Source organism: Nonomuraea sp. NPDC050022 (genome assembly GCF_044460705.1).
Classification (GTDB): Bacteria; Actinomycetota; Actinomycetes; order Streptosporangiales; family Streptosporangiaceae; genus Nonomuraea.
Genome location: NZ_JBITKE010000005.1, coordinates 66131 through 87657, shown reverse-complemented (window position 1 = coordinate 87657; position 21527 = coordinate 66131). Strand labels below are relative to the sequence as shown.

Genomic DNA, 21527 nt, shown 5'->3' with positions numbered 1-21527 from the left:
CTGGGAGGCCGCGGACTGGCTGAGACCGGCGCGTTCAGCCACGTGCGCCGGGTCAAGCTTGCTGCGCCGTCGGAGCTGCTCCGCTCGACCGGGCGATGCGAATGAGATCGTCCAGGTCGGGTGCCCACACACGGACCGGGGCCCTCGGCGATGACGATTCTGCCCTCATCGCCGTCCAGGTCGTCGCCGACCTTGTCCCAGGCCGGGTACATCTCCCCAGCTCATCACGAACTGCCATTGGTGCCGAATGTGCGCGCGTTGTCTGCCGCATGTCTCGGTTTGTCGACGGCTGCCACCGTCGGTCCCGGCCGTGACACGACCATGACACGGCGCGGACGAGGCGGGGACACGGCTGGCCGACAGTGGACGGGGTCGGCCCGGCGGGCGAGTTACGGAGCGCGCTGCGAGGCGATCCGACCGCCCGCATCGGGACGGACGCTGTATGGCCTGGGTGGCCCCGGCACCACCGGTGTCGCCCTCATCAAGCAGGGCGAGACGAAGCGGCCGGAGCTGTTGTGCCCGTCCGTCGGACAGAAAGTCATGGCGAAGGTGATCACGAAAAGGAGCAGGCGTGGCTGATGACGGGAAATGGGACCGGCGTTCGCTGTTTCGGGGCGCCGCCGTGCTGGCCGGTGCCGCAGCGGCCGCACCGCTGCTGGGCGGGGCGGCCACGGCGTTAGCCGGCAGCGGTGACGCGGACGCGCTGTTCAAAGCCGGCAAGTTCGAGCAGGCCGGCCGCGCGTACGAGGAGATCCTCAAGAAGGACCCCAAGAACCTGCACGCGGCCCGCCAGCGCGGCTATGTCGGCCTGCTGGCCAACCGGTTCCCCGACGCCGAGAAGTACCTCAAGATGGCCCTCACCCTGGCGCCCGACGACAAGGAGACCAACGCCTACCTGGGCGACTGCTATATCCGGCAGGACAAGTTCGCCCTGTCCGCACCATGCTGGCAAGCGGCCGGCGAAGACAGCTACGCCAAGTGGTTCGCGGCAGTCCACGGCGAGGGGTATCAGATCCACGGCGACCTCGCACAGCTGCCGATCAAGCAGATGGACCCGATTCCGCTGGTGGAGGCCTCGGTCAACGGAGGACCGACCAAGCGCTTCATGTTCTACACCGGCGCCCCGAACCTGAGCCTGCGCGCGTCGGTGGCCAAGGAGGCCGGGCTGAGCCCTGTGGCCAGTCAGAAGATCGACTACGAGGACAGCGTCATCTGGGCGTACTACGGGATACTGGACTCCATCAAGCTGGGCGGCATCGAGCTGCGCAACGTCCCGGTGGGCTGGTCGTCGACGGAGTCGGGCGAAGATGTCGGCACCGACAGCGATGGTCTGATCGGCACGTGGGTCTTCTACCACCTGCTGACCACCTTCGACTACGCGGGCCGGCAACTGATCCTGCGCCGCAGAACCCCCGAGGCGGCCAGGAAGGCACGAGCGGCGGCCACCCAGCCGCTGCCGCTGTGGCTGGCCCGCGAGCAATACCTGCACAGCACGGGCAGCTTCACCGGCGCCACCGGCTCCCGCACAGGAGTGGTGGGCGTGAACCTAGGCGGAACCAGCGAGATCGCCGCGGGCCTGCGCGGGCCGACAGCCGAGCAGTTGGGGGTCCGCAGCGACTACGACCGCGAGATCGGCACCTTCGGCAGCAGCCACCCGGCCGTCGTCTACCCCAGCTATCCCAAGGAGATCCGCCTCGGCATTGCCACCGCCAAGGAGGTCTACTGCTACACCAACCCCAACCAGCAGGTCAACGTGCCCTTCCCCTTCGGGACAGGGTTCGACACGATGGGCTGGTTTTCCCACTGCTTCTGGAAGCCCTACAACATCACCGTCGACTTCACCGACATGAACCTCTACATCGCCCGCGGCAAAGCCATCTGATCACCGGAACCGCACGGGCGTCACTGGAACTGCCGGCTCCTACGAGCGCGGGGGAAGGGCGGACCGTGCGCCCTTCCCCCCCCCGCCCGATGCCGCACTCGGGAGTGTGCCGGCCGCCGCCGCAGCGGCTTCGTCACCGCACCCTGGTCGCCGACGAACTCGCCACCGTCTTGACCACAGCCTTCGCCCACTTGGGCCTGGAAATCCCCGACGCCACCACTACCGAGGCCATCGCCGCGAAGCACGGACTTCTCCCCTGAGGTATGCCTTGGACACCGCGTGCGACCGGTAAGGACACCGCGCCTGCGGTCTGTTGGAAAGAAATTCGACCGGTGCCGTAGAACGAGGCTTGGGGTGACGCTCAGAAGCCCGATGGGCGCCCCTGACGCGGTCGTCGCCGGGCACGGACAGCCCTCTCCAAGGGAGAGGCGCGGCGAGTTCCCCACGTCGCTCTGCCGCCCTTTGAGGCCCTTCTGGATGATCTCGAAAACGGCTGCTGACGTGGGCAAACGTGGCCTGTCGCGGCTAAAATTCAAGGACCCGATCGCGTGGGCGGCCGGGGTCTGAGGAGGCCGTGAGTGAACCGCGATATCCGCACCGTGGAAGACGTGCTGTCCATGTTGGACCGCCTTTTCGCCGCGGACGCCGACCGATGGACGCCGAACGCCTCCTCCTGGTGGGACGAGTTCTACTCCGACCGCTCCACGCCCATCCCCTTCTTCGTCGACAAGCCGGACGAGAGCCTGGTGTCCTACCTCGATCGCGGCCTGCTCACCCCCGGCCGAGCCCTGGACCTCGGCTGCGGGCCAGGGCGCAACGCCGTTCACCTCGCCTCGCTCGGGTTCGAGGTGGACGCCGTCGATCTTTCTCCGGCCGCCGTGACCTGGGGGCAGGAGCGGGCCCGTGAGGCGGGCGTCGAGGTCCGCTTCCACTGCGGCGACATCTTCTCCGTCGACCTGCCGCCCGGGCACTATGACCTGGTCTATGACTCCGGCTGCCTTCACCATCTGCCGCCGCATCGCCGGGTGAGTTATCTGAGCCTGCTGGACCGTCTGCTCGCCCCCGGCGGTCATCTTGGCCTCACCTGTTTCGCCGCCGGCGTCATGGGGTCCGAGCTGCCGGACGAGGAGTTCTATCGCCAGGGTCGGCTGCACGGCGGGCTGGCCTATGCGCCTGAGGCGCTGCGCTGGATCTTCTCGGACTACACCGAGGTCGAGTTGCGGCTCATGGAGGAGCAGGCGCCCGACGCGCCCGTCTTCGGCGTTCCCTTCCTGCTGGCCGCCCTGTTCCGGCGGCAAGGCAGGTAACTGAGGGCGTGCGCGGCGATCCAACGCTGTGCGTACTGCACTACGGCCGACCAGCACCGGACCCTGCTTTACGGCCAGCCGGCACCGGGGACCTCGGCCTCGGTGGAGAGGACTTGGCCGGTTCCGGGCGGCACCATCTCGGGCATGCCGCGCCACTCCGCGGCCACGATGAAGAGCGTCGAGCGGTTCGCGCCGCCGAGTTCGCAGGCGAAGGCGCCGCGGTCGAGCTGGATGGTCCGCACCTTCTCTCCGCCTTCGCGGACGCGTACGCACTGCCGGTTGGGCACGTCGGCGTACCAGACGGCGTGCTCGGCGTCGACGCAGATCCCGTCGGGGACGCCGTCTCCGAGGTCGGCCCACACCCGGCCGTTCGCGAGGCTGCCGTCGGGTCCGATGTCGTACCCCATGAGCCTTTTGCCGTACGAGTCGGCGACGATCAGCGTTGAGTTGTCCGGCGTCACGGCCAGCCCATTGGGGAAGGAGATGCCGTCGGCCACGTCACGTGCCAAGCCGTCGGGACCGACGTGTGTGACCGCCCCGGGAGCGAACTGTGCACCGCTGAGCATGTCGAAGCCCGCGCGGTCGACGTAGATGTTGCCGCGGCCGTCGATGACGATGTCGTTCCAGCCCTGCCCGATGCCGCTCAGGTCGGCGTGGGTCACCAGTGAACCGTCGGGTTCCATGCGCAGCAGCAGGGCCCGCGCCGAGTCGACGATCACCAGCCGCCCGTCAGGCTGCCAGGCCGTGCAGAGGGGTATCGACTCCACCCGGGCCACGACCTCATGCTTGCCGTCGAGGTCCAGCGCGATCACCTCGTGCGCGGTCCAGTCGGAGAAGTACAGGCGGCCGTCGTGCCAACGCGGCGCCTCCAGCAGTCCGAGGCCGGTGAGCCAGGTACGCAGTTCAGACATCGAAGTCTCCCTTCGCGACGTCTATGAGGACGAGGAGCACATATGGAGAGCGAAAGCTCATCACGGCCTCCATATGTCAGGGACGTCGAGGCCGAGCGACCCGGTTCGACATCGTGAGCGGACGAATTCTGGCGAAACAACGATTTGCCCGGCCCGTCGACCCGTCGATAGCATCACGCCAGCGCGAGAGGCGCGTGATCGCCGTGTGACGAGGGAGGTTGATGAATATGGCTGCGAACAGCTCTCATCAGCATGCCCTTGTCCGGCCCGCGCGAAGCTAGCGCGGTCCGGGTCGTACGAAAACGACCAGGAGTCACACGTGTCATCTTCCCCTTCACCGACCCACCCCGATCTGACCACTGCCCGCCTCATCCTGCGGGCATGGACCGACGGCGAGGCCGCCGCCGTCCTTGACGGCACCCGGCAGGCGCACTGGGCCGAGGACTTCCCCGCCGAGGGCGACGGCGTCATCGTCGGCCTCTTCGCCGAGCATCCCGCGTGGCTGGGCGAGTACGGCCACCGGCAGGTCATCGAGCGCGAAAGCGGCCTTGTGGTCGGCTCGATCGGCCTGTTCTGGCCGCCCAGCGACGGCACCCTTGAGCTCGGGTACGGCATCGTGGCCTCCCGGCGCGGCCGCGGCTACGCCCCCGAGGCCACCCGGGCCATGACGGCGCACGCCCTCACCGCACCAGGTGTGCACACCGTGTACGCCAATGTGGAGCTGTCGAACCCGCCCTCGATCCGAGTGCTGGAAAAGGCCGGTTTCGAGCGGTGGAGCACTGAGCCGGAGACAGCCCGATACCGCGCTATGACGGCGGACCTACCGCAGCGGTAACAGTCTCCGCGCCGAGTGTCGAAGCGAGCGCGCTTTCGGCACTCGGCGTGGAGAGGGGCTGGAGCTGTTCAGTCGTCAGCGCCGCCTCAGACGGCCAGCTTCTTCGCCATAACCAGCTCCCGCAGCCCGTTCGGCAGCTCGTCACCGAGCTGCGAAGTGTCCTCGAACCCGTGCCGCCGATATAGTGCGATCGCCTTCTCGTTGCCCGGCGCGACCGCCAGCTCCAGCACCTCGGCCCCCACCTCCACGGCCCACGCCGCCACGGCGCGTATCAGGTGATCGCCGACCCCACGCCCCCGCGCCTCCGGAACGACCCACATCGAGATCAGTTCGGTCACGCCGTCCCGCTCGCCCGGGATACCGCTGGCCATCCCCGCGGGCTTGCCGTCGAGCAGGGCGATCAGGTTCCGCGAGCCGGGAATGCCCAGGCGGTCCCGCCACCGCTCCTCCCGGTCGCCGTCGCCCTGCCAGTCCGAGAGCGGGACTCCGAACGCGTACGGCGCCTCCTCCAGCGCGACGAGCCTGAGCTCTCGCCAGAGGGCCCAGTCATCGGCCGACAGCTCCTGCAATTCGATCATCCGGGCAGCCTGTCGCCCCGAACGTCCTGATCGCAACCGCTTAGGCGGCCTCCTGAAGGTAATTGACACACTCGTGGGCATCTATGAAGCTTGTCGTCATACCGGACAGCCGAAAGGGCACCACATGACGGCGACGGCCCCCGACCCCCAGCACACAGACCCCGCCCGCTCCCGCCGGGCCCTGATCGCCGGCTCGGTCGGCAACTTCATCGAGTGGTATGAGTTCGGCGTCTACGGCTATTTCGCCACCATCATCGCCGCCAACTTCTTCACCCCCGACGGCGCGAGCGACATGGAAGCGCTGGTCAAGACGTACGCCTCCTTCGCCCTGGCGTTCTTCTTCCGCCCGCTCGGCGCCGCGCTCTTCGGCCGGCTCGGTGACCGGATCGGCCGTAAACCCCTGCTCATCCTGGTCGTCCTGCTCATGTCTGGCGCCACGACGCTCATCGGCGTACTCCCGACTTACGCCACGATCGGCGCGGCGGCCCCGTGGCTGCTGACGCTCGTCCGGATCGTGCAAGGGCTGTCGGCCGGCGGGGAGTTCGGGGGCGCGGTTTCGGTCATGACGGAATTCGCGCCGCGTGGCAGGCGTGGGCTGTACGGGTCGTGGCAGTCGTTCACCGTGGCGCTGGGGCTGCTCGGGGGAGCAGGCGCGGCGGCCGTGCTCGCGACCGCGCTATCGGAGCACGACTTGGCGGACTGGGGATGGCGGGTGCCGTTCCTGCTGGCCCTCCCGCTCGGTCTCGTGGCGCTCTGGCTGCGGCTGCGGCTTGAGGAGACGCCGTCGTTCGAGCGGGCGCGTACCGCGGGACCGCTCACGAAGCCGAGGGCCGGTGAGGTGACCAAGGCGATCGTGCTGGGTATCGGGCGGCTCATGGGCTGGTCGGCCGCCGGGTACACGTTCCTGGTCGTCATGCCCTCCTACCTTCAGACCACGCTGAACGCCACCTTCCAGCAGGCGCTGATCGCCACGGTGCTGGCCAACCTGGGCTTCGCGCTGGCGATCATCCCGGCGGGCATGCTGAGCGACCGGGTCGGCAGACGGCCGGTCATGCTGGCGGGGGCGATCTCGGTCATCGTGCTCGCCTTCCCCCTGCTGAACCTGCTCCAGGACCCCGGTGCTCCCAGCTGGGCCAAGGGGCTGGCCGTCCTGGTGGCCGGGGTGGCGGTCGGCCTGATGGCGGGGCCGGGGCCCGCGATGCTGGCGGAGATGTTCCCGACCACGGTCCGCTACACGGGGTTGGGGCTGGCGTATTCGCTGTCGAACGCGGTCTTCTCCGGGTCGGCGGGGCTGATCATCACCGAGCTGATCAAGACGACCAAGGACGTCGACATCCCGGCCTACTACGTTGTGGCGGCCTGCGTCGTCAGCGCCGTGGCACTGGCCAGTCTGCGCGGGAACGACCACCGAGAGGAACTGCGCGGCTGACGGGGCAGGGGACAGATCCCGCATAAAACCGGGGACAGATCGCGCATAAAAGTGGGGACGATCCTGATATAAAACAAGGGACAATCCAGAGTTGTACCAGGTCGGGAGGGTAGATCGATGGATCCGGACGCCCTCGTAGAAAGACATCTGAAGGAGGTGATCTGTCGGCGGCTTGCCAGTCGGCCCGTCGTCGTACTGACAGGGCCGCGCACCGTCGGAAAGAGCACGCTGCTGATCGCCTGCGCGCGCCTGCAAGACGTCCCGGTCATCGATCTCGACGACGTCTCGGTCAGGCGTGCCGCGGACGCCGACCCAGGTCATTTCGCGACCATCCCGCTCGAACCGGTATGCATCGACGAGTTCCAGCATGTGCCCGAGATCCTTTCGGCGATCAAGGCTGAGCTCAACCGCGACTTGCGACCGGGCCGGTTCATCCTCACGGGCTCCACGCGCTATAGCGCGCTACCCCGTCTCGGGCAGGCGTTGACGGGTCGCGCGCATGTCATGACCATCTGGCCGCTGTCCCAAGGCGAGCTCAGCGGTCATCGGGAGACCTTCTTGGATGCCGTGCTCACCGATCCGGAGAGCCTCCTGACGTCTGTGCCGTCGCGTACGTCGCGCGCCGAGTACGAGGCCGCGATGCTCGCCGGTGGTTTCCCGGTCGCCTTGGGTATGCCGGAAAGCGAACGCGGATCCTGGTTCCGCGACTTCCTCTCGATGGTGATCGAGCGGGACGTGCTGGAGATCCGCAAGGTACGGCAGCGCCACGTGCTGCCCGTCATCCTGCGCCAGTTGGCCGCCCGTACCTCCAGCACCGTGAACATGGCAGACATCGCTGCAGCCGTCGGGCTTGAACAACGGCTCGTGGGTGACTATGTCGCCCTGCTCGAAGCGGTCTTCCTCACCCACCGACTGGAGGCGTTCGGCCGTACGCTCGCCAGCAAGGTCGCCCGGTCACCGAAGATCCACCTGATCGACAGCGGCTTGGCCGCGCACCTCCTGGGCATCACGCGCAGGAAGCTGGACCGGCGCGATCCTGCCACCCTCACTGAGTTCGGCCGAGTCGTGGAGACCTTCGCCGTGAACGAGTTGATGAAGCAGGCGGGCTGGTCGGAGGAACTGGTCGAGTTCAGCCACTTCCGCACGCGGGATCAGCGGGAGGTCGATCTCGTCATCGAGTCGCAGGAGGGATCAGTCGTCGGCGTGGAGGTGAAGGCCAAGTCGTCGATCGAGGAGAAGGATTTCCAGGGGTTGCGACTGCTCAGGGAGCGGCTCGGGTCGAGCTTCGTCGCGGGAGTGCTGCTCAATCTCGGCCAGCAGTCGTTCCGCCACGACGACCGGCTCTACGTCATGCCGATGGATCGGCTCTGGACGCCTGTCCCGGCAGCGCGTCCCAGGACGTCAGCGCCTCCAGCAGACCGTCCGTGAGCGGTAGCCGTACCAGGTCCTCCCGTGAGCACCAGCGGGCGTCGGCGGCGTCGTCGCCCGCCGCGAGCGTGCCGTCCGTGACCGTGGCGCGGTAGTCGCGGATCTCGTACGTCACGCCGCCCGGCCCCGGACGGTCCACGGTGCCCACGAGAGGGCCGACCGTGACGACCAGACCGGTCTCCTCCAGGACCTCGCGGCGCAGGGCGGCGGCGTCCGTCTCGGCGGCCTCCACCCGCCCGCCCGGGATCGACCACAGGCCCGCGCCCGGCGGGTGACCGCGCTTGATCAGCAGGAGCCGGCCCGAGGCGTCGCCGATGATGGCGCCCACGCAATTTACGCGCACATGGTCAAGATTACGGCTGGACAACAGCATGCGGCCTTGACGGGGTGGTGCCCGAGGACGCAGCGTGAGTAGCTGTGAGAGCGGTTCCAACCTGCCCACGGTGTTTTGGTTCACTTCACGGGCCAAGTGCGTGGTCGAGCGCCTGGCGATGTGACGCGCACGGTGATGTCCTGCCCTACCAGCCACCTTGGCCCCCGACCGCCAGGGCGGTCGAGACGATGCGGAAGAGCTCGATGGTGCCCGTCTGGCTGCCATGGCCCTTGCCGCCCGGCTGGCTCGTCACCGGGTTCGCGGAGGCGGGCGACGAGCGTACGGGGGGCCGGGCCAGCGTGGTCGCGCTGTGCGGCCCTTCGCTGACGCGGGGGCCCGCCGACCTGCTGGTCATCGCGGAGGAGCCCGGTGTCGGGCTGGGGGCCGCGTTCGCGGGGCTGGACGGGCCCGATCCCGGTGAGGGGTTCGACTCCGGGCCGCCGAACGCGAAGATCGTGGTGCTCGGGCATCCGACCGCGCTGTGGTGCGTGGGCGCGGGCGCCGATCGGGCCGTCTACGCCGGCGAGGCGATGGGAAACTGGCTGTGGACGATCGCCTGGCCCGCCGAGGCCGGGTGCCTCATCGCGCTGGCCGAGCTGAGCCTGCACGACCTGCGTGACCTTGAGCTGGACCTGCCTTTCGGCGCTTTCTCGCCGAGGTTGGAGTAGTCCGTACGGACGCCTCTCGACCGCGGCACGGTCAACGCGATTCGCTCTGTCACTCAGACGGACTAGAGTGCGGAGGCGTGACAGCGCGTATCGAGCGAGTGGTGAGCGAGGGTGTCGTCGACGTCGACGGCACCGAGCACAAGGTCGAGAACAACATCTGGATCGTCGGCGACGACGAAGAGGTGATCGTGATCGACCCGGCGCGTGACGCCGACAAGATCCTGGAGAAGGTCGGCGAGCGAGAGGTGCTCGCCGTGATCTGCACCCACGGTCTGCCTGACCACGTCGGCGCGGCCATCGAGGTGGCCAGCAGGGACGAGGCGGTGATCGCCCTCCACCCCAAGGACAAGCCGCTCTGGCGGGAGACCTGGTCGCAGACCTGGCCCGACATCGACATGGAGGACGACGGCATCTTCGAGGTGGCCGACGTCCGGCTCGACGTCATGGATACGCCAGGCGTCACGCCCGGCGGGGTCTCGCTCTACTGCGAGGCGCTCGGGGTGGTGTTCAGCGGTGAGACGCTGCAGGCCGACGGGCCCGGCAAGATCGGCGGCGAATACCCCGACCTCAACTTCCAGCTCAACGCGATCGGGGCGCGGCTGTTCACGCTGCCTCCCGAGACGCGGGTGCTGGCCGCGCACGGCGACGAGGTGACGGTCGGCGACCTGGAGCCGCACTTCGGCGAGTGGCGCATCAGCGAGTCGGACGACGCGGACGAGGGCCCGCTGACGGACGGCACGAAGGCCGCCGGGATCAGGCTCGATCCGGATGACGACCGGGGTGTATGACCAGCTGCCGCTGGAAGGGATGCCGCGACGGCTCTATTCGTGTACGCCGTCGCGGCTGAACGCCTGGCTCGACTGCCGCCGCCGCTACCGGTTCACCTACCTCGACCGGCCGCAGCCGTCCAAGGGGCCGGGGTGGGCGCACAACAGCGTCGGAGCCAGCGTGCACAACGCGCTGGCGGCCTGGTGGCGCGAGCCCTATGAGCGGCGGACGCCGCTGACGGCGGCCATCCTGCTGAGCAACGGGTGGATCACCGAGGGGTTCAGGGACGCCGACCAGTCGGCGCAGTGGCTCGGGCGCGCCCGCGACCTCGTATCCGGATATGTCGGCACACTGGATCCGTCGGATGATCCGGTCGGCGTCGAGCGTACGGTGGCCACGCGCACCAAGGTCATCGCCGTGTCCGGCCGCATCGACCGGCTCGACCGGCGGGGCGACGAGCTGGTCGTGGTCGACTACAAGACCGGGCGGCGGCCCCTCACCCAGGACGACGCGCGGTCCTCGCTCGCGCTGGCCATCTACGCGATCGCGGCCTCCAGAATGATGCGCACGCCGTGCCACTCGGTCGAGCTGCACCACCTGCCGACCGGCGAGATCGTCGAATGGCGCCACACGGACGAGTCCCTCGGCCGTCACCTGGGGCGGGCGGAGGAGGTCGCGGTCGAGGCCGCCACCGCCGACGAACGCTACCGCGAGGTGATGGGCGCACCGGGCCCCGTACGCGCCCGCTCCTCCCGTGCCGCGTCCGCTGAGACGGCCGATGGCAAGAGCGGCGGGACCGTCCCGGAGGCGGCGAGCGGTTCCAGGGAGCGGCCGCACGTCGGGCCTCCGGCGGTGTCGTCCGAGCTGGACACGATGTTCGCCCCCAGCCCCGGCCCGATCTGCGGCTGGTGCGACTTCCGGCGCCACTGCCCCGAAGGGTTGGCCGCCGCACCCGAGCACCGCCCCTGGGACGGCCTGGCCGAATAACACCTACACCTGACACCCGGTCGGAGGTCGTACGACGCCTCCGGCCGGGTGGTCAGGTGACCATGGTGAGACATCCGGTTATGGTCGGATAGTGGGTCGGGTGGGGCGTTTGCCGGTGGCGGTGGCGCTCGGTGCCCTGTTCAACCCGCTGAACTCCTCCATGATCGCCATAGCCCTGGCCCGCATCGAGACGGAGTTCCGCGTCGGCGTCGTCGCCGTCACCTGGCTGGCCGCGGGCTTCTACCTGACCGCCGTCGCCGTGCCACCCCTGATGGGCGCGATGGCCGATCGGTTCGGTCCCAGGCGGGTGTTCTGCGGCGGGCTGGTGATGGTTGGCCTGACCGGCGCCCTGGCCGCCTTGGCCCCCTCCTATCCCGTTCTGGTGGTGGCCCGGCTGCTGCAGGCGTTCGGGAGTTGCGCGACGCTCCCGGCCGGGATGGCGATCATCACGGCGACTGCGGAGAAGGGGCGGCCGGCGCCTCGCGTCATCGCGCTGATCTCGATGGTGCTGACGGCCAGCGCCGCCGCCGGGCCGGTGCTGGCGGGGTTCCTGGTCAGCCTGTGGGGGTGGCGGGCGATCTTCCTGGTCAACGTCCCGCTCGCGGCGGTGGCGCTCGTACCGGCGCTGCACTGGCTACCCAAGGTGGCCCCCGTACGGCGGCGGCAGGCGTGGCTGCCCAGGCCGAAGCCGGCGTTGATGGCCACCTACGGGGTGTTCGCGATGGTCAACGTGGTGTTCTATCTGGCGTTCATCATGGTGCCGCTCTGGGCGCAGCGCTCGGCCGGGCTGCCGCCGCACCTCGCGGGGCTGCTGGTCCTGCCCATGGCCGTGTCGGCTCTCCTCATGACGCCGGTGGCGGTGGCGGTGGCCGCGCGTGTGGGGATGCGGGCCGTGCTGCTGGTGAGCGCGGGGCTGCTGCTGGCGGGGTCCTGTGTCATGTTCTTTGTCGGGCCCGTCGGGGTGGTGCTGGTGATCACGTCGCTGATCGGCCTGGCGTCCGCGTTCAGCCAGTTCGGGTTGAACTCGCTGGTGTTCGTACACGCCGACCGGAACGAGACCGGCTTGGCCGTGGGCCTCTTCCAGGCGTCGCGGTACATCGGAGCCGCCACCGCCGCCTCGATCACGGGCGTGCTGTACGCCCCCGAGACCATGGCCCCCAGCGGCTGGGTCATGGTCACGGCCTCGACGCTCATCCTGCTCGCCGGATTTATCATCCCCGTCGAGACATCGGATGAAGAATCTCGTCAAAAGAGCTAAAAACCAGCAATAGGGAGAAATCTCAGGGCATAGCTCCGATCTCAGCCATTGACGCCAAGCTTCCAGAGCGGTCATATCTGGTGTAACCCCTATGGAAGGCAGGTGCGCATGTCCCAGCCGAAGGAACAGGGCAAGAAGCAACCACGCAGGATCCATGAGAAGAAGGTCAGGGCCCGCGGCGAGGAGATGACCTGGCACAAGCCCGACTACCAGGTCGTCGAGGCGTCGATGGAAATGACCGCGTACTTCCTGGCCACCAGGTAACTGGGCACCGCCATGCGACTGCAGGTGCTCGGCACCGCGGCCGGTGGCGGCGTGCCCCAGTGGAACTGCGCGTGCCCTGGCTGCTCCGGGGCACGCGCTCATCCGGGCCGCCGCAGACGCCACGCCAGCCTGGCCGTACAACAGGACGACGGGTGTTACGTCGTCAACGCCACGCCCGACATCGCCGAGCAGATCGAGGCGTGCGCGTGGCTGCGGCCGGGGCCGGGGCCGCGCGAGTCGCCGCTGAAGGGCGTGATCCTCACAGACGCCGAGCTGGACCACACGATCGGCCTGCTCAGGCTCAGGGAGGCAGACGATCTGGAGGTCCGCTGTACCCCAGTGGTACGGCAGGCGCTGCGCTCCTTCGCCGACATCCTCCGCCCGTACGTGCGGATCTCCTGGGCCGACGCCGACCTCATCCCGATATCGGCGAAGCGACCCCGGTACGCCGACTCCCCGGAGGCTACGGACTGGGTCTCCGCGCTGCGCCTGATGGGAGGAGCCGTGGTGTACGCGCCCGCCATGGGCGTGTGGCCCGCAGCGCTGGACGAGGCCGAGTGCGTCATCATCGACGGCACGTTCTGGGACGACGAGGAGCCCCGCCGCACCGGGATCTCGGCGAAGACCGCCACCCAGATGGGCCACCTCCCGATAGAGGCGACCATGGAGCGCCTGTCCCGCTTACCGGGCCGTCGCCTGTACACCCACCTCAACAACACCAACCCCCTCGTGGACCCGGCGGCCGAGCAGCACAAGGTGCTCGCCGAGCTGGGCATCGAGGTGGCCGCCGACGGGATGGTGATCGACCTGTGAACGGCTTCGAGGCCGAGCTGCGTGCCGTACCGGAGAAGCGCTACCACCACCTGCACCCCTTCAACCAGCGCATGCACGCCGGTGAGCTGACCCGTGACGAGCTGCGGGGCTGGATACTCAACCGCTTCCACTACCAGCGGCACATCCCGATCAAGGACGCGTTCATCCTCGCCAAGCTGGCCACGCCCGACCTGCGCAGAACGTGGCTGCGCCGGATCCAGGACCACGACGGCACCGCGCCGGGCGAGGGCGGCATCGAGCGGTGGCTGCGGCTCGGCGAGGCGGCCGGACTGGACCGGGCCCTGCTGCTGTCGGGCGAGGGCGTGCTGCCGGGCGTGCGGCTGGCCGTCGACGGCTACGTGAACCTGTGCCGCCACGGCTCCGTGCTCGAAGCCGTGGCCGCCTCGCTGACGGAGCTGTTCGCGCCGGACCTGATGCGCACCCGGATCGCCGCCTTCGAGCGGCACTACCCGTGGATCGACCCCGAGGGGCTGCGCTACTTCCGCGTACGCGTCTCTCAGGGCCGCCAGGACAGCGGCGAAGCACTGGCCCTGGTCATGGAGTGGGCCCGGTCCCGTACGGACCAGGAGAGGGCCATTGCGGCGCTCGGCTACAAGTGCGACGTGCTGTGGGCGCTGCTCGACGCGGTGGACGGGGCGTACCGATGACCGAGCCGACGACCGGGCCGACGACGGGCTCGACGGCCGAGCCGACGACAGGGGCGACCACCTGGCGCCCCGTGCTGTCCCGCGCGGCCATGCTCCGCCACGATCCGGTACGGCAGGCCGACCTGCTGATCGTGCCCGAGCGGATCGTCGTGCTGAACGAGGAGGCGGCGGCCATCGTCGGCCTCTGCGACGGCGAGCGGACCGTGGCCGACATCGTTGCCGAGCTTCCCGAGGGCGCGGAGGCCGACGTGGTGGAGTTCCTCGACCGGGTGCGCGCCGAGGGTTGGGTGCGATGAGCGCTCCTTGGGCCATGCTGGCCGAGCTCACGCACGCGTGCCCGTTGCGCTGCCCGTACTGCTCCAACCCGACCGAGCTGGCGGCCAGGTCGAGTGAACTGAGCACCGGCGAGTGGCAGCGGGTGTTCGCCGAGTCGGCGGCGCTCGGCGTCGTGCACGCCCATCTGTCCGGTGGCGAGCCGCTGCTCAGGCCGGATCTGGCGGCGATCGTGGCGGCGGCCGCGGGGGAGGGCGTCTACACCCAGCTCGTCACCAGCGGCGTCGGGCTCACGGAACGACGGCTCGGCGAACTCGCCGCGGCGGGACTGCGCAGCGTGCAGCTCTCGGTCCAGTCGGCGACGAGCGCGGAGTCGGACCGGATCGCCGGAGTCGCCTCGTTCGCGTGGAAGGAGCGGGCCGCCGACGCCGTGGCGGCGAGCGGGCTGCCGTTCGGGCTCAACGTGGTGCTGCACCGGGAGAATCTCGACGCCGTCGGCGAGATCATCGAGCTCGGGCTGTCGTGGGGCGTGGAGCGCATCGAGCTGGCCAACACCCAGTTCTACGGGTGGGGGCTGCTCAACAGGACCGCGCTGCTGCCCACCAGGGAGCAACTCGCCCGCGCCGAGGCTACAGTCACGAAATATCGGGAAAAGACGGATGTTGAGCTGATCTGGGTGGTCCCCGATTACTTCGACGGCGTGCCGAAGCCCTGCATGGGCGGCTGGGGCGCGATCTCGATCACCGTCGCGCCCGACGGCCGGGTGCTGCCGTGCCCGGCGGCCTACGCTCTGCCCCTGGAGCCGCCGAACGCCCGTGACCACTCGATCGGCTGGATCTGGGAGCACTCGCCCGCCTTCAACGCCTACCGGGGCACCGACTGGATGGGCGAGCCCTGCGCGAGCTGCCCGCGCAAGGAGCTCGACTTCGGCGGCTGCCGCTGCCAGGCGTACGCGCTCACCGGCGACGCCGGCCGCACCGACCCGGCATGCCGCCTGTCACCCGACCACCATCTCCTCGACGACCTGGCGAGCGGCGGCACCTGGACCTTCAGGCGGCCAGCGCCTTCGGGTGGCGGCGCGGATCGGTCAACCCCCTGAGCCCCTTGCCGGTGTCGTAGCCGGCGGCTGCGAGTCGCTCGCGGGCGGCCCGCAGCATCTCCCTGGTCGCCGGCATGAACGCGTGGTCGTGCAGCGGCTCGGGCAACGAGTTCATGGCCAGCCGGAACGCTCTCAGCCCGGCCGTCACCGTGGCCCGCGGCACCGCCGGCAGCACCCCGTACATCCGCCTGGCCCATTCCGGCAGCGAGTAGTAGCACAGCGCGCCGAACGGGAAATAGGCGGGTTTGCCCGGTGTGAGCGCCCGCAACTCCTGCGGCAGCCTCGGCCACAGCAGGAACCGCACGGTCGCGGCGGCCTCCTCGGTGACGCGCAGCGCGGGACGTACCCGCTTGAAGTAGGCGTCCATCTCCGCGCACGAGCCGGGCACGTCCTCGGGGTGCAGGCCGACGTAGGAGGCGCTCTTTCGCTGCTCCCGCAGGTAGGCGTCGGCCTGGCGCTCGGTGAGCCCCAGCCCGCCGCGCCTGGCCACCTCCAGGTACGACGAGACCTCCGCGCAGTGCACCCAGAGCAGCAGCTCGGGCTCGTCCACCCGGTGCGTCCGGCCGGTGTCGGGGTCGCTGATGCGCAGGCTCTTGTGGATGCCGCGCACCCGCCGGCCGATCTCGTCGGCCTCGGCCGGACTGCCGAACGTCACGCGCCCCACGAAGTCGGCGGTGCGGCGCAGGCGGCCGAACGGGTCCTCCTGGAAGTTGGAGTTCTGCCAGACGCCGCGCATAGCGAGGGGATGCAGCGCCTGGAGCATCAGGCCGCGCACGCCGCCGACCCACATGGCGCGGTCGAGGTGCACCAGCCAGGTCGCGCTGTGCGGCGGCTGGACGACGATCTCTTCGATGCTCGTCATAGTAAGTACATGGTTACAGATCATTGGATCGAATGTCCAATTGCTGATGCTCTGCGGCGTTCCAGAACCGGACCAGCGCCGTGGCCGTGGTCTCCGGAGCCTCCACGGCCGGTGAGTGGGCCGCGCCGGGCAGCACCACGCACTCCGCCTCCAGCCGGGCCGCCATCTCCGACTGCAGCTCGGCCGGCCAGCCGTCGTCGCGCTCGCCGTAGAGGACCAGAGTGGGCACCTCGATCTGCCTGAGCTCGTCGGTACGGTCCGGCGCGGCCAGCACCTGCTCGGCCATGCGCGACAGCGCGGTGGGGGAGTTGGCCAGCAGGCGCTTGTGCAGGAAGGCGATGATCTCGTCGGGCACGCCGTTGGCCAGCGCCTCGGGCTCGAACCTGGTGGACCAGAGGTGTTCGAGCCCCAGGGTGGGGAGCTCCTTCATGATCGTCTTGCCGCTGCGCGCCCGCTCACCCACGATGCCGGAGGGCCCTGAGCTCATCAGCGTGAACGAGGCGAACTTCGTCCGGCCGTCGATGACCGCCTCGCGTGCGACCAGGCCGCCGAAGGAGTGCCCGACCAGGTGCATCGGCTCGTCGCCGCTGAGCGTCTGGGCCAGCAGGTCGACGTCGGCGCCGAGCGCGGCGAAGGAGTAGGCGGCGGGGTCGTCGGGACCGGGCGTCTCATACTGCCCGCGCAGGTCGACGGCCACCACCCGGCGGCCCGACTGGGCCAGGGTCTGCAGGATCGCGATGAAGTCTTCCTTGCTGCCGGTCAGACCGGGAACGAGGAGCGCGGGCCAGCGCTCCACCACACCACTGACCGGAAGCGCCTCAAGGGCCGCGAAGGTGCCCTGGGACGTTTCTATCTTTTGTGGTGCAACGCCAGGAGGCAGGTCGAGGAAGCGCGGCGTACTCACGTGAGGCAACAATACCCAGAGGTCAGCGCCTCGACACCGGCATACTCCCCACGCTGGTGCGAAACGGCGCAGGCGCGCACCGCGGGATGCGGTGCGCGCCTGCGTCTATCAGGTGCCTGCGTCTGCCAGGAGTCTGGCCGACGTGCTTGCGTCGGCCAGAGGCCGAGCGGTCTAGCCGGCGCGGCGGCGGTTGCCACCGCCGCCGTTGTTGCCGCCGCCACGCGGCTGGCGGCGCTGCTGCTTGCGCTCGGTGGCCGCGGACGGGGCGATGTCGTCGTCGTCCGTGGCCAGGTCGGGTGACTGGAAGATCACCATGAACGGGCTGGCCGGCACGATCCGCTCCGGCTCCTGGCGCGCCGCGGGCTGCGGCGTGGACAGGAAGCTCGGCTCGGCGATCGGTGCACGCTCCATGACCCGCTCCTCCACGACCTGCTCCTTCGCGATCTGCTCCTCCACAATCCGCTCCACGATGGGAGCCTGCTCAACGACCTGACCGCGCTCGGCGGCGGGCTTGCGCGTACGGGCCGGCCTGCGCTCGCTGACCTGAACCTGCTCAGCGGCCTGCTCGGCGACCGGTTCACGGGTCGAGGTACGGGCCGACCTGCGGGCCGGCTTCTGCTCGGTGACCGGCTCGCGCTCGGTGAGCGGGGCCTCCGGGGCGTCGGCGAGGGCGTTCTCGATGGCGGCCGACGCGGCCCCCCTGCGAGTGCGACCGCGCCGCGGCTCGGCGGCCGCCTCGATCTCGTCCGCTGAGATGATGGCGGGTGTCTCCTCCGTCTTTCGGGCGCTCGCCTTGCTGGAGCGACTGGGCACAGGCTCGACCTCCGGCGTCTCGACGGGTGCGGTGCCCTCTTCCGTGGGCATGCCGCCGCGGGTGCGGCGGCGCTGGCGCGGCGCGCGCGCCGGACGCTCCTCCCGCTCGTCACGGCGACCCTCCCGCTCGTCACGGCGACGGCCGCCGTTGCGCGTGCGGGTCCTGCCGGTCTCGCCGAGGTCCTCGATGCGCTCCGCCGACAGTCCCGCCCGCGAACGGCTGGCGTGCGGCAGGACGCCCTTGGTGCCCTCAGGGATGTTGAGCTCGGTGAAGACGTGCGGCGAGGTGGAGTAGGTCTCCTCGGGTTCGGCGAAGTCGAGCCCGAGCATCTGGTTGATCATCTTCCAGCGGGTCAGCTCCTCCCACTCCACGAACGTGACCGCGATGCCCGTGCGCCCGGCCCGGCCGGTGCGGCCGGTGCGGTGCACGTACGTCTTGTCCTCGGTGGGGCAGTCGTAGTTGACCACGTGGGTGACGTCGTCGATGTCGATGCCGCGCGCCGCCACGTCGGTGGCGACCAGCACGTCGATCTTGCCACTGCGGAACGCCCGCAGGGCCTGCTCGCGCTGGCCCTGGCCGAGGTCGCCGTGGACGGCCGCGACCGCGAAGCCGCGCGTCTCGAGCTGCTCCGCGACCATGTCGCAGGCCCGCTTGGTCTCACAGAAGACCATGGTGAGCCCGCGGCCCTCGGCCTGGAGCAGCCGGGCGACGATCTCGATCTTGTCCATGCGGTGGACGCGCCAGACGATCTGGCGTACCTGCGGGTGCGGGATGCCCTCGCCGCCCTCGCCGTTCTCGTGCTCGGCCCGTACGTGCGTGGGCCGGTTGAGGTATTTGCGGGACAGCGCGACGATCTCACCGGGCATGGTCGCCGAGAACAGCATGGTCTGCCGCTCTTCGGGGATCAGCTTGAAGATCCGCTCGATGTCGGGCAGGAAGCCCAGGTCGAGCATGCGGTCGGCCTCGTCGAGCACCAGCGAGGTGATCTGGCTGAGGTCGAGGTGCTTCTGCTTGACCAGGTCGAGCAGGCGGCCGGGGGTGCCGACGATGACGTCGACGCCGGCCTTGAGCGCTTCGACCTGCGGCTCGTACGCCCGGCCGCCGTAGACGGTCAGGACCCGCGAGCCGAGCTTGCCGGCCGCGGTGACCAGGTCTTCGCTGACCTGTACGGCCAGCTCGCGGGTGGGCACGACGACCAGCCCGCGTGGCTTCTTACGGTTCTTACGCGGTTTGCCGATGCCCTGGAGCATCGCGATGCCGAACGCGTAGGTCTTTCCCGTGCCTGTGCGTGCCTGACCGATCAGGTCCTGGCCGCTCAGCGCGAGCGGGAGTGCCATCTCTTGGATGGGGAACGGTGTGGTGATGCCCTCGGTCTCGAGGGCATCAGCGATCTCTGGTGTGACTCCGAGGTCTCGGAAAGTCGTCAGCGTGGCCTGCCTCAGTCTCAAATGAAGGCGGGCCTGCCGGGACCGACGGGCGGAAAACAAACCCCGTGCCTGGGTCCTCGCGGTAGAGCCAGCCCTCTCGCGTCATCGCGACCGCAGACCCGGAAGCGGGGGGTTAACGGGGAAATCCCCCGAATTAACACAGTGCGGTCGCACTTTCACAGAGCAGTGTACTCGATACCACAACGTTGGCCGAGTTTCCGAATGTTCCCGAAGTACGCTGCCTTCCATGAACGAGTCTCCAGGAGTCGTCGATCTGCTCGGTGTGCTGGCCTATGCCGAGCTCAGCGCCTTCGCGCGGATGACCGAGGACGCGGCCTCCCTGGCCCCCTCCTTGGCCGATCAGGCCGCGCTCAGCGAGCTGGCCGTAGCCGAATATGCCCACTTTCGTCTCCTGCACGACAGGCTGACGGAACTCGGCGCCGATCCCGAGCAGTCGATGTCGCCGTTCGTCGAGGCGCTGGACGCCTGGCACACCCAGACGGCCCCGGCCGACTGGTTGCAGGCGTTGGTCAAGGCGTACGTGGGCGTGGGGATCGCGCTCGACTTCTACCGGGAGGCGGCCAGGCACCTCGAACCGTCGATCGCGAAGCTGGTCGACGAGGTGCTCGTGGACGAGGGCCGCTCGGAGTTCGCGGTGGAGCGGGTCAGGGCCGGGGTCGCCGCCGACCCGGCGGTGAGCGGCCGCCTGGCGCTGTGGGCGCGCCGGCTCGTCGGCGAGGCGCTCAGCCAGGGGCAGCAGGTCGCGGCGGCCCGGCCGGAACTGGCGCTGCTGGTGGTCGGCCCGGCGGCCGACGACCCTACGCAGATCTCCCGCCTGTTCGCCAAGCTGACCGAGGAGCACGGCAAGCGGATGGCCGCCCTCGGCCTCTGAACCGCCCCCGCGCCCTGCGCGTCGCTCCAGCGAGGGTACGGCGTGTGCCGCCGCACCCTCGCTCAAGCCGCTGGAGGGCGTCGCCGCACCCCATATGAGCCGTTAGAGAGTGCCGCCGAAGCCGACCGGCCTCGACTCGTCCTCGCCGATCTCGATGAAGCCGATCGACGCGACCGGCACGATCACGCGCCGCCCCTTCGCGTCGGTGATGGAGAAGACGCCGCGATCGGCGGCCAGCGCCTTTCTGATCTCCTCTTCGACCTGCTCGGAGGACAGCTCGGTCTCGACAACGAGTTCGCGGTGTACGGAGCGTACGCCGATCTTGACTTCCATCATGCTCCCTTTCGACGGGGCTGGCTCCTCCCATCGTCGCCGCTGGTGGGCCAGGAAACGCCGATGATCGCGCCCAGCGAACGGGTTTAAGCCGTACGCGGAAAACCGCTGATGCCGCGCCAGGCCAGCCGGGCCATGAGCTGCTCGGCGGCGTCCTTCGGGATGGAGCCCTGCGTGGTCACCCAGTAGCGGGCGCTCACCTCGGCCATGCCGACCAGTCCGACGCCGAGCAGGTGGGCCTCGTCGCTGGTGCAGCCGGTGTCCTCCTGGATCACCGCGCTGACCATCTCGGCGCATTCGCGCAGGGAGCGCTCCACCCGCTGGCGCACCGGCGCCACGTTGCGCAGGTCGGACTCGAAGACGAGCCGGAACGCCTCGCCCTGGGTGGAGACGAAGGAGTAGAACGCGCTGAACGTGGCCTGGACACGGAGTTTGTTCTCGTGCGTGGAGGCCAGCGCCTCACGGCAGCGGTTGACCATGTCGTCCACGTGCAGGTCGAGCAGCGCCAGGTAGAGCTCCAGCTTGCCGGGGAAGTGCTGGTACAGGACGGGTTTGCTGACTCCGGCCCGATCGGCGATCTCGTCCATGGCGGCCGCGTGGTAGCCGTTCTCCACGAACACTTCCTGCGCGGCGCTGAGCAGCTGCCGGCGGCGGGCTAGTCGGGGCAGCCGAGTGCCCCGGGGCTTGGCGTCCGGGGTTGCGGTCACGCTGGTCTCCATGGGGCTCCGAGTCGGCTGTTCGGACATCCTACGTG

At 69.4% G+C, this 21527-nt stretch carries 24 protein-coding genes; 16 read left to right on the top strand and 8 right to left on the bottom strand.

Annotation, left to right across the window (positions count from 1 at the left end; translation table 11 throughout):
- The first annotated feature begins 571 nt into the window (after nt 1-571).
- The 3 genes from ACIBO2_RS21870 (at nt 572) to ACIBO2_RS21860 (ending at nt 3189) form a co-directional block, all read left to right on the top strand.
- Nucleotides 572-1882, top strand: coding sequence for an aspartyl protease family protein (locus tag ACIBO2_RS21870; RefSeq protein WP_397298689.1), 1311 nt, complete (start codon nt 572-574; stop codon nt 1880-1882).
- 65 nt (nt 1883-1947) lie between these two features.
- The gene (locus tag ACIBO2_RS21865) at nt 1948-2142 is read left to right on the top strand and encodes a hypothetical protein (protein ID WP_397298686.1); all 195 of its coding nucleotides are present in this window, start codon (nt 1948-1950) and stop codon (nt 2140-2142) included.
- A gap of 318 nt (nt 2143-2460) precedes the next feature.
- Nucleotides 2461-3189 carry a class I SAM-dependent methyltransferase gene (locus ACIBO2_RS21860; RefSeq protein WP_358551619.1) on the top strand — a complete coding sequence of 243 codons (729 nt, stop codon included), beginning with the start codon at nt 2461-2463 and terminating at the stop codon, nt 3187-3189.
- 68 nt (nt 3190-3257) lie between these two features.
- Here ACIBO2_RS21860 and ACIBO2_RS21855 read toward each other — a convergent pair whose 3' ends face one another.
- The gene (locus ACIBO2_RS21855) at nt 3258-4100 is read right to left on the bottom strand and encodes an SMP-30/gluconolactonase/LRE family protein (protein ID WP_397298683.1); all 843 of its coding nucleotides are present in this window, start codon (nt 4098-4100) and stop codon (nt 3258-3260) included.
- A 319-nt stretch (nt 4101-4419) separates the two neighbouring features.
- Between ACIBO2_RS21855 and ACIBO2_RS21850 the strand changes: the two genes are divergently transcribed.
- Nucleotides 4420-4935: a GNAT family N-acetyltransferase gene (locus tag ACIBO2_RS21850; RefSeq protein ID WP_397298681.1), complete on the top strand. Its 516-nt coding sequence runs from the start codon at nt 4420-4422 to the stop codon at nt 4933-4935.
- Nucleotides 4936-5021: 86 nt separating this feature from the next.
- Here ACIBO2_RS21850 and ACIBO2_RS21845 read toward each other — a convergent pair whose 3' ends face one another.
- A complete protein-coding gene (locus ACIBO2_RS21845) occupies nt 5022-5513 on the bottom strand; it encodes a GNAT family N-acetyltransferase (protein ID WP_358551613.1) in 492 nt (163 codons plus the stop codon).
- Nucleotides 5514-5637: 124 nt separating this feature from the next.
- Between ACIBO2_RS21845 and ACIBO2_RS21840 the strand changes: the two genes are divergently transcribed.
- Complete coding sequence (locus tag ACIBO2_RS21840) at nt 5638-6942, top strand: MFS transporter (RefSeq protein WP_358551611.1); 1305 nt, start codon at nt 5638-5640, stop codon at nt 6940-6942.
- 156 nt (nt 6943-7098) lie between these two features.
- A complete protein-coding gene (locus tag ACIBO2_RS21835) occupies nt 7099-8370 on the top strand; it encodes an ATP-binding protein (RefSeq protein ID WP_397298676.1) in 1272 nt (423 codons plus the stop codon).
- On the opposite strand, the gene ACIBO2_RS21830 is transcribed toward ACIBO2_RS21835, so the two are convergent.
- Nucleotides 8291-8713 carry an NUDIX domain-containing protein gene (locus ACIBO2_RS21830; protein ID WP_358551607.1) on the bottom strand — a complete coding sequence of 141 codons (423 nt, stop codon included), beginning with the start codon at nt 8711-8713 and terminating at the stop codon, nt 8291-8293. The two genes, ACIBO2_RS21835 and ACIBO2_RS21830, sit on opposite strands and share 80 nt — an antisense overlap.
- 74 nt (nt 8714-8787) lie before the next feature.
- On the opposite strand from ACIBO2_RS21830, the gene ACIBO2_RS21825 reads away from it, so the two are divergent.
- The 9 genes from ACIBO2_RS21825 to pqqE all read left to right on the top strand — a co-directional run bounded on the left by ACIBO2_RS21825 (nt 8788) and on the right by pqqE (nt 15541).
- Nucleotides 8788-9411 carry a DUF6758 family protein gene (locus tag ACIBO2_RS21825; protein ID WP_358551605.1) on the top strand — a complete coding sequence of 208 codons (624 nt, stop codon included), beginning with the start codon at nt 8788-8790 and terminating at the stop codon, nt 9409-9411.
- 77 nt (nt 9412-9488) lie between these two features.
- On the top strand, nt 9489-10199 hold the full coding sequence (locus ACIBO2_RS21820; RefSeq protein ID WP_358551603.1) for an MBL fold metallo-hydrolase: 711 nt from the start codon (nt 9489-9491) through the stop codon (nt 10197-10199).
- A complete protein-coding gene (locus ACIBO2_RS21815; RefSeq protein ID WP_358551601.1) occupies nt 10180-11166 on the top strand; it encodes a PD-(D/E)XK nuclease family protein in 987 nt (328 codons plus the stop codon). Before ACIBO2_RS21820 ends, ACIBO2_RS21815 begins: the two co-directional genes overlap by 20 nt.
- Nucleotides 11167-11266: 100 nt before the next feature.
- Nucleotides 11267-12424 carry an MFS transporter gene (locus tag ACIBO2_RS21810; protein WP_397298671.1) on the top strand — a complete coding sequence of 386 codons (1158 nt, stop codon included), beginning with the start codon at nt 11267-11269 and terminating at the stop codon, nt 12422-12424.
- 108 nt (nt 12425-12532) lie between these two features.
- On the top strand, nt 12533-12688 hold the full coding sequence (gene pqqA / locus ACIBO2_RS21805) for a pyrroloquinoline quinone precursor peptide PqqA (RefSeq protein ID WP_358551597.1): 156 nt from the start codon (nt 12533-12535) through the stop codon (nt 12686-12688).
- A gap of 12 nt (nt 12689-12700) precedes the next feature.
- Complete coding sequence (pqqB, locus tag ACIBO2_RS21800) at nt 12701-13501, top strand: pyrroloquinoline quinone biosynthesis protein PqqB (RefSeq protein WP_358551595.1); 801 nt, start codon at nt 12701-12703, stop codon at nt 13499-13501.
- Nucleotides 13498-14169: a pyrroloquinoline-quinone synthase PqqC gene (gene pqqC / locus ACIBO2_RS21795; RefSeq protein WP_358551593.1), complete on the top strand. Its 672-nt coding sequence runs from the start codon at nt 13498-13500 to the stop codon at nt 14167-14169. The genes pqqB and pqqC overlap by 4 nt, the downstream gene beginning before the upstream one ends.
- Entirely contained in the window at nt 14166-14465 is a 300-nt protein-coding gene (pqqD, locus tag ACIBO2_RS21790; protein ID WP_358551591.1) for a pyrroloquinoline quinone biosynthesis peptide chaperone PqqD, read from the top strand. The genes pqqC and pqqD overlap by 4 nt, the downstream gene beginning before the upstream one ends.
- On the top strand, nt 14462-15541 hold the full coding sequence (gene pqqE / locus ACIBO2_RS21785) for a pyrroloquinoline quinone biosynthesis protein PqqE (protein ID WP_358551589.1): 1080 nt from the start codon (nt 14462-14464) through the stop codon (nt 15539-15541). The genes pqqD and pqqE overlap by 4 nt, the downstream gene beginning before the upstream one ends.
- Here the strand turns inward: pqqE and ACIBO2_RS21780 are convergent.
- The 3 genes from ACIBO2_RS21780 to ACIBO2_RS21770 all read right to left on the bottom strand — a co-directional run bounded on the left by ACIBO2_RS21780 (nt 15492) and on the right by ACIBO2_RS21770 (nt 19458).
- Nucleotides 15492-16403, bottom strand: coding sequence for an oxygenase MpaB family protein (locus ACIBO2_RS21780; RefSeq protein WP_397298665.1), 912 nt, complete (start codon nt 16401-16403; stop codon nt 15492-15494). The genes pqqE and ACIBO2_RS21780 overlap by 50 nt on opposite strands.
- Before the next feature lie 13 nt (nt 16404-16416).
- Entirely contained in the window at nt 16417-17307 is an 891-nt protein-coding gene (locus tag ACIBO2_RS21775) for an alpha/beta hydrolase (protein ID WP_358551585.1), read from the bottom strand.
- A 171-nt stretch (nt 17308-17478) separates the two neighbouring features.
- A complete protein-coding gene (locus ACIBO2_RS21770; RefSeq protein WP_397298661.1) occupies nt 17479-19458 on the bottom strand; it encodes a DEAD/DEAH box helicase in 1980 nt (659 codons plus the stop codon).
- A 337-nt stretch (nt 19459-19795) separates the two neighbouring features.
- Here ACIBO2_RS21770 and ACIBO2_RS21765 point away from each other — a divergent pair, with 337 nt between their 5' ends.
- The gene (locus tag ACIBO2_RS21765) at nt 19796-20440 is read left to right on the top strand and encodes a ferritin-like fold-containing protein (protein WP_358551581.1); all 645 of its coding nucleotides are present in this window, start codon (nt 19796-19798) and stop codon (nt 20438-20440) included.
- 102 nt (nt 20441-20542) lie between these two features.
- On the opposite strand, the gene ACIBO2_RS21760 is transcribed toward ACIBO2_RS21765, so the two are convergent.
- Nucleotides 20543-20776, bottom strand: a complete 234-nt coding sequence (locus tag ACIBO2_RS21760; protein WP_357651993.1) for a DUF3107 domain-containing protein — start codon at nt 20774-20776, stop codon at nt 20543-20545.
- A gap of 83 nt (nt 20777-20859) precedes the next feature.
- Nucleotides 20860-21480 (bottom strand): TetR/AcrR family transcriptional regulator, encoded by a 621-nt coding sequence (locus tag ACIBO2_RS21755; protein ID WP_225300629.1) that lies wholly within the window; start codon nt 21478-21480, stop codon nt 20860-20862.
- Nucleotides 21481-21527 lie beyond the last annotated feature (47 nt).

Bases quoted from the DNA above. Each gene is read 5' to 3' on its own strand.
- ACIBO2_RS21855 (WP_397298683.1), bottom strand. From the start codon at position 4,100: ATGTCTGAACTGCGTACCTGGCTCACCGGCCTCGGACTGCTGGAGGCG.
- ACIBO2_RS21845 (WP_358551613.1), bottom strand. From the start codon at position 5,513: ATGATCGAATTGCAGGAGCTGTCGGCCGATGACTGGGCCCTCTGGCGA.
- ACIBO2_RS21840 (WP_358551611.1), top strand. From the start codon at position 5,638: ATGACGGCGACGGCCCCCGACCCCCAGCACACAGACCCCGCCCGCTCC.
- ACIBO2_RS21815 (WP_358551601.1), top strand. From the start codon at position 10,180: ATGACGACCGGGGTGTATGACCAGCTGCCGCTGGAAGGGATGCCGCGA.
- pqqA (WP_358551597.1), top strand. From the start codon at position 12,533: ATGTCCCAGCCGAAGGAACAGGGCAAGAAGCAACCACGCAGGATCCAT.
- pqqB (WP_358551595.1), top strand. From the start codon at position 12,701: ATGCGACTGCAGGTGCTCGGCACCGCGGCCGGTGGCGGCGTGCCCCAG.
- pqqD (WP_358551591.1), top strand. From the start codon at position 14,166: ATGACCGAGCCGACGACCGGGCCGACGACGGGCTCGACGGCCGAGCCG.
- pqqE (WP_358551589.1), top strand. From the start codon at position 14,462: ATGAGCGCTCCTTGGGCCATGCTGGCCGAGCTCACGCACGCGTGCCCG.
- ACIBO2_RS21780 (WP_397298665.1), bottom strand. From the start codon at position 16,403: ATGACGAGCATCGAAGAGATCGTCGTCCAGCCGCCGCACAGCGCGACC.
- ACIBO2_RS21770 (WP_397298661.1), bottom strand. From the start codon at position 19,458: ATGGCACTCCCGCTCGCGCTGAGCGGCCAGGACCTGATCGGTCAGGCA.
- ACIBO2_RS21765 (WP_358551581.1), top strand. From the start codon at position 19,796: ATGAACGAGTCTCCAGGAGTCGTCGATCTGCTCGGTGTGCTGGCCTAT.
- ACIBO2_RS21760 (WP_357651993.1), bottom strand. From the start codon at position 20,776: ATGATGGAAGTCAAGATCGGCGTACGCTCCGTACACCGCGAACTCGTT.